3 protein-coding genes, 14 tRNA genes and 3 rRNA genes are annotated in these 7263 nt (G+C 41.3%); 1 reads left to right on the forward strand and 19 read right to left on the reverse strand.

Going from position 1 to position 7263, the window contains the following annotated elements; translation table 11 throughout:
* Nucleotides 1-11 precede the first annotated feature (11 nt).
* Nucleotides 12-1250 carry an iron-containing alcohol dehydrogenase gene (locus tag ACFPRA_RS03665; protein WP_381430909.1) on the reverse strand — a complete coding sequence of 413 codons (1239 nt, stop codon included), beginning with the start codon at nt 1248-1250 and terminating at the stop codon, nt 12-14.
* Nucleotides 1243-2415 carry a M20 family metallopeptidase gene (locus ACFPRA_RS03670; protein WP_381430911.1) on the reverse strand — a complete coding sequence of 391 codons (1173 nt, stop codon included), beginning with the start codon at nt 2413-2415 and terminating at the stop codon, nt 1243-1245. Before ACFPRA_RS03670 ends, ACFPRA_RS03665 begins: the two co-directional genes overlap by 8 nt.
* Nucleotides 2416-2558: 143 nt before the next feature.
* On the opposite strand from ACFPRA_RS03670, the gene ACFPRA_RS03675 reads away from it, so the two are divergent.
* Nucleotides 2559-4169 carry a PucR family transcriptional regulator gene (locus ACFPRA_RS03675; RefSeq protein WP_381430913.1) on the forward strand — a complete coding sequence of 537 codons (1611 nt, stop codon included), beginning with the start codon at nt 2559-2561 and terminating at the stop codon, nt 4167-4169.
* A gap of 809 nt (nt 4170-4978) precedes the next feature.
* On the opposite strand, the gene rrf (ACFPRA_RS24980) is transcribed toward ACFPRA_RS03675, so the two are convergent.
* The 17 genes from rrf (ACFPRA_RS24980) to ACFPRA_RS03755 all read right to left on the reverse strand — a co-directional run.
* A 5S ribosomal RNA gene (gene rrf, locus ACFPRA_RS24980) occupies nt 4979-5092 on the reverse strand.
* Nucleotides 5093-5500: 408 nt separating this feature from the next.
* A tRNA-Glu gene (locus ACFPRA_RS03680) sits at nt 5501-5572 on the reverse strand.
* 7 nt (nt 5573-5579) lie between these two features.
* Nucleotides 5580-5670 (reverse strand) — tRNA-Ser (locus ACFPRA_RS03685).
* A gap of 7 nt (nt 5671-5677) precedes the next feature.
* Nucleotides 5678-5752 (reverse strand) — tRNA-Asn (locus tag ACFPRA_RS03690).
* A gap of 1 nt (nt 5753) precedes the next feature.
* Nucleotides 5754-5830, reverse strand: a tRNA-Ile gene (locus tag ACFPRA_RS03695).
* Between the two features lie 5 nt (nt 5831-5835).
* A tRNA-Gly gene (locus ACFPRA_RS03700) sits at nt 5836-5909 on the reverse strand.
* Nucleotides 5910-5916: 7 nt separating this feature from the next.
* Nucleotides 5917-5992, reverse strand: a tRNA-Phe gene (locus ACFPRA_RS03705).
* 24 nt (nt 5993-6016) lie between these two features.
* A tRNA-Asp gene (locus ACFPRA_RS03710) sits at nt 6017-6092 on the reverse strand.
* 3 nt (nt 6093-6095) lie between these two features.
* Nucleotides 6096-6170: transfer RNA gene (locus ACFPRA_RS03715), tRNA-Met, on the reverse strand.
* A 75-nt stretch (nt 6171-6245) separates the two neighbouring features.
* Nucleotides 6246-6338, reverse strand: a tRNA-Ser gene (locus tag ACFPRA_RS03720).
* A 106-nt stretch (nt 6339-6444) separates the two neighbouring features.
* A tRNA-Arg gene (locus tag ACFPRA_RS03725) sits at nt 6445-6521 on the reverse strand.
* Between the two features lie 16 nt (nt 6522-6537).
* Nucleotides 6538-6619: transfer RNA gene (locus ACFPRA_RS03730), tRNA-Leu, on the reverse strand.
* 41 nt (nt 6620-6660) lie between these two features.
* A tRNA-Lys gene (locus ACFPRA_RS03735) sits at nt 6661-6736 on the reverse strand.
* Nucleotides 6737-6741: 5 nt separating this feature from the next.
* Nucleotides 6742-6817 (reverse strand) — tRNA-Thr (locus ACFPRA_RS03740).
* A 7-nt stretch (nt 6818-6824) separates the two neighbouring features.
* Nucleotides 6825-6900, reverse strand: a tRNA-Val gene (locus tag ACFPRA_RS03745).
* A gap of 50 nt (nt 6901-6950) precedes the next feature.
* Nucleotides 6951-7065 (reverse strand): 5S ribosomal RNA (gene rrf, locus ACFPRA_RS03750).
* An 83-nt stretch (nt 7066-7148) separates the two neighbouring features.
* Nucleotides 7149-7263, reverse strand: a 23S ribosomal RNA gene (locus ACFPRA_RS03755); the annotation flags it as partial.

Genomic DNA, 7263 nt, shown 5'->3' on the forward strand with positions numbered 1-7263 from the left:
TAAAATTTTTATTAGTTCGCACTGCCTACTGCTACTTTTTCTTTATCTGAACTTAATTGTTCGTTTGAGCGATTAGATCCGATTGCTTTCGTCAAAATGTCCTTAATGTCTTTTCTTGTAGCGCGACGTGGGTTTGCTCCCATATATAGTTCGTCATTGAATGCAATATCCGTAAGGATCTCGATGCTATCTTCACTTACCCCAATCTCGCTTAATTTTGCAGGAATTCCGACTTCATTCGTTAATTCCTTCACCCGCTTAACTCCGGCCTTTGCTGCATCTTCGACAGACATTCCCCAAGTGTTTACTCGTAGTGCCTGAGCGATATCTGCGAACTTCTTAGGGTTTGCAATCCAGTTGTATTCAAGGACATATGGAAGCAGTATAGCGTTTACAATTCCGTGAGGTGCATCATATTGAGCTCCGATTGCATGAGATATTCCGTGAACAAGACCAAGACCACCGTTTGACATTCCAATTCCGGTCGTTGTGCTTGCTTGAATCATCCGATTCATCGCTGAAATATTAGTTGTATCAGACGAAGCTTCTAAAATAGCTTCACCGATGACTCTCACTGCATGAAGGTTTAAAGCATCCGTCACGATGGAACCATTGCGTGAAACATATCCTTCAATCGCATGTGTCAAAGCATCCATACCAGTCGATGAAACAAGTGAACCTGGCATACCGAGTAACAGTTCACCGTCGAGAATCGCTGCTTTAGGGAAAAGAGCTTCTCCAAATACAAGCTGTTTGGTTTTTAAGTCGCTATTGTCCACAGTGATAACAGTTGCATGTCCACCTTCACTACCTGTCCCTACTGTCGTAGCCACTGCGAATACTGGTAACGGCTCATTCGAGTAAAGATCAAAGCCAAAATAATCGTCAATGGACCCACCATTTGTAAATAGCACTGCTAAAGCTTTAGCAGTGTCAATAACACTACCACCGCCTACTGCAATAATGTTTTGAATGCCATCATCTTTATGCTTTTCATAGATAGCATTTGTCGCAGTAACACTAGGGTTTGGTTTTACGTCATTAAATGTCTTCGATTTTTCTTGAATACCTGGAAGACTATCGATAACTTTTCTAAGTATCCCAGCTCCCTCAATCCCTTTATCTGTTACAAATAGAATATTCCCTTCCCAACCATATTTAGCGATTGCATCTTTCAAAAATTTAAGACTTCCTGACCCTGTATAAAGTGTTGTTTTTGCCATAAACTCCATATTGTTGAATTCATTCATTAAAATGCAACTCCTTTTCCATTGTTATATTATTTTCTTGATAAATATCTACTAACTGAAGATAAAACTCTACGGATTTTTCTAAATCATTGATCAAAATCGATTCATCCGGTTGATGTGCCAAAGCAGGGTCACCCGCTCCAAAAATCAAAATCGGGCCATCAAAATGCTTTCTAAATACAGAGCCATCTGTGTAGTACTTTGCACTTCGATTTTGTTTGCTCTTTTGATTCGTCTGTCGGAGCTTTTCAATAAAAGCGCTTTCATTTTTGTTTGTTAATGGTTCAAGATTCTGAAGAACAGCATACTCTGATTCGAACCCAACTTTTGTATCTGACAACCTACCAATAATAGCTTTAATCTCATTAAGAATTTTGAGGTTTTGTGAAGCTGTGACGGTACGAAAATCTAAGTTTATTGTGCAATAATCAGGAACTACATTCGTAGCAACACCCCCATTGATGACATTTATACTTGAACTCATCATTCCCAATAAATCATCAACATCATCTAATTTCAATTTTGGGAGTTCGTTTAGAATATACATCATAGAATCAATCGCATTAATGCCTTCCTCGGGCATTGAGCCGTGTGCTGTCTTTCCGTAGGTCCTAATTTCAAGCCACAAGGCACCTTTATGACCTTCATATAAGTCCAAAGAGCTCGGTTCAGCTATCAATATAGCTCCAGGATTTTCGATTAAACCCTTTTCAACTGCTGTTCGGGCCCCTAGACAATCAACTTCTTCTCCAATTGTTCCTATGAACACAACATCTTGTTCTAAAGAGAACTGGCTTTCTTTCAATGTCAACATCGTTTCGAGAAGAGCAGCCACTCCGCCTTTCATATCCGTTGTTCCCCTACCATAGATTCGCCCATTCTTTATTTCTGCACCGAAAGGATTGACTGTCCAAGGCTGTTCACCGATTGGGACTGTATCTAGGTGTCCACTAAAATACAGCTTTTTTAGTGTTGGATCTTTCCCCCTTAAAGTTACGATAATATTTGAGCGATTTTCAACCACCTGATGCAACTGACATTCCAAACCTTGGTCTGATATGAAATCGCAAATGAATTCGGCTAACTTCTGCTCATCACCTGGAGGATTAACGGTGTTAACCTTCACCATCCTTTGCAAAAGCTCAACCATTCTCTTGGTATTCATAATGGATACACCTCCAGAAGGTTCAGACAAGATAGATTTTTTTGTCTATTTATCTGTTAAAAAAACTATATATCAGATATAATTAGACTTGTTTACAAACAAATAGGGATTTTCTTGTACTTTTGACCAAAGAGGTGAAAGGAATGCTATTCAAAAAACTAATGGAGTTAAATTTAATCCAGGAGTCGAAAGTATTGACGACCAGTCCTTTAAGGTCTCTAATGAGGAATGTTACCTTTATTGACTCGCCTGATGGAAGCCATTGGATAAAAGAGGGAGACTTTATTTTAACAACCGGTTATTTCGCTTCGGGAACAAATGATTGGGAAGTAAAGTTTTACGAATTTATAGAGGGGCTGATTGATAGGAAGGCGTTCGGCCTGGGAGTTAAAATTGGTAGGCATATTCCTTACTTACCGAAGGAAATCCAACAGTATGCGTGCGAGAATAACTTTCCAATTATTAAATTGAACAATAAACCAGCTTGGTCCGATTTTTTATTGGAAATTACCAATGCACTTTCGGAAGCAAAAGATGATGAAATCTATCAACTGAATAATATTTACGAGAAGTTCCATAACCATCTGAAGAATAAAGGTGATATTCCGCAATTAGCCGAAGTACTCTATAGCATCATCAAAATGCCATTAACCATTTATTTCAAAAAAATGAACTTGAGAATCGATTATCCTGAAAAACCAAATCATAATATCAACTTGGATTATTTGATCAGCACCGCTTTTAATGGAATCAGCAATCAAATCCAAACAGTAAAATTCGAGCAGACTTTATTTACAATTAAATGGATTAATGAAAAAAATACACTTGAAGGCGGTATATTTGTTTGGTCAGACGCTAACGAGCTTACTCCGAAAATAAAAATTGCGGTCGAACAGGCCGCGATTATTGCAAACTTAGAAGTGGAGCACCAGAATATAATTAAAGCTATTGAACAAAGGCATCTAAATGATTTTATTCTGGAACTGCTCAATAACTCATTTGAGTCTGAATACTATGTCCAAAACAAAATGAAAAACTTTGATCTCCAGGTGGCAAATGATTATCGTTTATTACTGATTCACATTGAGCACGAAAAAGAAGTCTTTAAAGAAAATCTGATCAATAAGGTTAAATCCATGAAGAAGATTGATCTAAACCGAATTTTAGTAGGGCAGAATTATGACAGTAACTTTATTATTCTTATACCAGAGGATATTTTCGAATCAACCACAGAAGAACTGTTCAGTTTCATAGCTACCATTTATTCAACAATAAAAATGAAATGCGGGACTAGTCGTCCTTATTCCATTTTAGAACTATCTAAAGCCCATCGCGAAGCCAGAATATCCCTGGTAATTTCAAAAGAAAATCAAGTTCGTGAAGATCAAATTATTTTTACCAACTTTGAACATTTAGACCTTGAAAGGATCATATTTTCAGAAGAATCCATTGAAGAAGCTAGACAAATCTATAATGAAACCTTACAAAAAGTTATTGCATATGACAATAAAAACAAATCTGAACTATTTAATACATTATATACCTATTTAGAATGTAATCTTAACGTAGAAAATACGGGAAAAAAATTATTTATTCATAAGAACACGGTTAGGTACCGGCTAAAGTTAATTTCAAACCTTCTAAGTGCCAATTTGGATTCACTTAATACAATTATTCTTTTCAGAATCGCATTTACCTACTTCCATTTCGTAGGTGATAATAGAAATAAAACTGTCCCATTAATTCTAAACTAATCAATTGTTGACACGCCAAATCGTATTCTCCTACAAATAACAATCGGTTTCGTCATGGCGAATCTTTTTAATTAAAGGTGACGATTGAATTTGGACAATCTTAGACAAAAGAAATAGTTGAGTGTAAGCCTGAAATATAAAAAGTGTATGGCACGCAGTACGAATAGCTCACACGTTCGATTTTCATCCAATGTAGGGTCTATTTTGTTTTCCGCACCCAGCCGTCATATAAGAATGCCCGTAGCCCTTTCACCCGGTTCAATGTATACTCCGCTGTCGTAGCAAGCGCACTTTACCCGTAAAAAGGAGATTGCTCCACCCACTGAAGGAATTCCTTAACAATCGGTTTCGACTGCTTTTTCCTTTGCTTTTGCCTTTTTGCCCGGAGGCAAATTCTTGAACATTCGCTCCAACAGATAAAGCCGGTCGCAATACGCCACGCCGATCCGGCCATTTTTGCTGTCAGCCTTGAGTCAGTACCGACGCACATGCACCCTACAATTGGAGAATTCAACGCCTTCCAAATTGCTCACCGCTTTAATCCTGTGTTTCATCGGCCGGCCAGCTCCCTCATAATTGTTCGAATGAATCGTCCCTCCACGCGTAGATTCGTATTTGCGATCGGATGCAGTGAAACAGGGACAACGGTTTGTACGGCATGAGAAAGCATCTCTTTTGATTGATATATTGATCATACGAAGAGATGCTTTGAAAAACTATGCGTGTTTTGATTGGGGGCTTACGGTTTATCAACGATAATTATATTTAAATATGAAAACAAAGAAACATCACCACAGGGGGTGGCATATTCCCGGCGACGTCCTACTCTCAAGGGCAAAGCCTCCTACTACCCTCAGCGCTGAAGAGCTTTACCTCCGTGTTTGGAATGGAACAGTTGTGACCTCTTCGCCATCGGCAGCAGCCCCTTACGTCACCGTAATTCTACCTCAAACCTCTTAATCTCATCTTCCTTGAAGGATCTTACTTACTTGCGTAACGGAAAATTTCATTTCGGGTGTAGGGGGCTTCATGCTTAAATGCTTTCAGCTTAGATATCCAGCAATACCTTTGGCAAGACAACTGATACACCGACGGTATGTCCATCTCGGTCCTCTCTTAACTAAGACAAACTTTTTGGATGGCTTTATATGCCTTTGAACATATCAAAGAGGCTTTGATTGTTTGCGTCATGTTTGTAAGCAGGCGGAGGATCAATAAGCTTAATTCTTGCATGGTCGTAGATAAACGATTAACAGATTATAGAGTTTGATAAAATAGAAAAAGTATTCTATCAAGTTTATAAATAACTTGATAGAATACTTTTTCTTGTATGACCCCTACGGGATTCGAACCCGTGTTACCGCCGTGAAAGGGCGGTGTCTTAACCGCTTGACCAAGGGGCCAAACTTATGGCGGAGAAGGAGGGATTCGAACCCTCGCACCGCTTACGCGATCTATGCCCTTAGCAGGGGCACCTCTTGAGCCACTTGAGTACTTCCCCAAGTTATTGGCTCCGCAGGTAGGATTCGAACCTACGACCGATCGGTTAACAGCCGATTGCTCTACCACTGAGCTACTGCGGAATGGTGGGCCTAAGTGGACTCGAACCACCGACCTCACGCTTATCAGGCGTGCGCTCTAACCAGCTGAGCTATAGGCCCTAAATTGGAGCGGGTGAAGGGAATCGAACCCTCATCATCAGCTTGGAAGGCTGAGGTTTTACCACTAAACTACACCCGCAATTTCATGGTGGCTCAGGACGGAATCGAACCGCCGACACAAGGATTTTCAGTCCTTTGCTCTACCGACTGAGCTACTGAGCCACTTTTATGTATTTTGGTAATAAATGGCGGTCCCGACCGGGATCGAACCGGCGATCTCCTGCGTGACAGGCAGGCATGTTAACCGCTACACCACGGGACCATTTGGTTGCGGGGGCAGGATTTGAACCTGCGACCTTCGGGTTATGAGCCCGACGAGCTACCACTGCTCCACCCCGCGACAATATTAATTGATAGGCTATTTAAAATCCTACGCACTTATTCTTTTTTATAAAGTTTCACCATTTAAGTTAAATGGCGGAGGAAGAGGGATTCGAACCCCCGCGGGCTTTAACACCCCTGTCGGTTTTCAAGACCGATCCCTTCAGCCAGGCTTGGGTATTCCTCCGTAAAAATATAGTTACTGGTGGACCGCTTGCAGAACTCGAACCTGCGACTCTTTGTCACTAACCAAGTTCTCTATCAAGCTGAGCTACTTTCCGAAATAATATTAATGGCGCGCCCGACAGGAGTCGAACCCATAACCTTCTGATCCGTAGTCAGACGCTCTATCCAATTGAGCTACGGGCGCTATACAACAATGAAAGTGCGGGTGAAGGGAGTCGAACCCCCACGCCCGAAGGCACTAGATCCTAAGTCTAGCGTGTCTGCCAGTTCCACCACACCCGCATCGTTTGTCATGACTTGTCTGGCATGGCAAGTCTTGATAATGGTGAGCCATGCAGGATTCGAACCTGCGACCCTCTGATTAAAAGTCAGATGCTCTACCGACTGAGCTAATGGCTCAAAAATGGTGCCGGCGAAAGGACTTGAACCCTCAACCTACTGATTACAAGTCAGTTGCTCTACCAATTGAGCTACACCGGCAAATAAATGGTGGAGGATGACGGGCTCGAACCGCCGACCCCCTGCTTGTAAGGCAGGTGCTCTCCCAGCTGAGCTAATCCTCCTGGGTACTATTTCATCTATGAAGTTGTCAATCATGTAATGAATTGTACAAGCCTGGCGACGTCCTACTCTTGCAGGGGAAACCCCCGACTACCATCGGCGCTGAAGAGCTTAACTTCCGTGTTCGGGATGGGAACGGGTGTGACCTCTTCGCCATCGGCACCAGACTCTTTGAGCTTGTTCGCTCAAAACCGGATAAAACCAACATTGGTTTGTACAAAATCAGGGACAACCATGCCCTTTTTAAATCAAGGTTAAGTCCTCGATCGATTAGTATCTGTCAGCTCCACACGTCACCGCGCTTCCACCCCAGACCTATCAACCTCATCTTCTTTGAGGGATCTTACTTACTTGCGTAATGGGAA

The sequence above is a fragment of the Sporosarcina soli genome (assembly GCF_042655805.1).
In the GTDB taxonomy this organism is placed as follows: domain Bacteria; phylum Bacillota; class Bacilli; order Bacillales_A; family Planococcaceae; genus Sporosarcina; species Sporosarcina soli.